At 69.3% G+C, this 362-nt stretch carries 1 protein-coding gene; it reads right to left on the bottom strand.

Annotated elements, in window-relative coordinates:
• Window positions 1–141 precede the first annotated feature (141 nt).
• Window positions 142–362: hypothetical protein (locus tag AB1L30_RS01020; protein ID WP_367011471.1), on the bottom strand; the 221-nt coding region annotated here is incomplete at its 5' end.

The raw sequence follows: 362 nt of genomic DNA, 5'->3' as shown, positions 1-362 counted from the left end.
CCAACGGCGCGGCGTGCATCCATCAGGGTATTCACCAGTGCCTGGCGTCTGTCTTCCGGAATGGAGGGATCGGTAGCGCGCCACAGGACGCCGTCGACGATCAGGTAGCGCCCGTCCGGCGTGTGCTCGGGTCCGGCCAAGCTATGCGGCCGCCTGCGCCTCGACGGCGAAGTCGCCGAAGGCCAGGCTTTCGCTCCGGCTGGCGCGGGTACCATCGGCCCGCTGCCCTACGGCCTTGCGGTCCACCAAGTTGAGGTCCGCCGGGCCCAGGATCCGCCCGTCATGCGCCAGGATCGACACGGGCCCGATCGGCAGGCGATCGCGCTCGTCGACCAGCACCGGGTTTTCCGACACGAAATCGC

The sequence above is a fragment of the Bremerella sp. JC817 genome (assembly GCF_040718835.1).
In the GTDB taxonomy this organism is placed as follows: domain Bacteria; phylum Planctomycetota; class Planctomycetia; order Pirellulales; family Pirellulaceae; genus Bremerella.
Note: the sequence above shows the minus strand (reverse complement) of the source record. Positions and strands in the feature narration are given on the sequence as shown.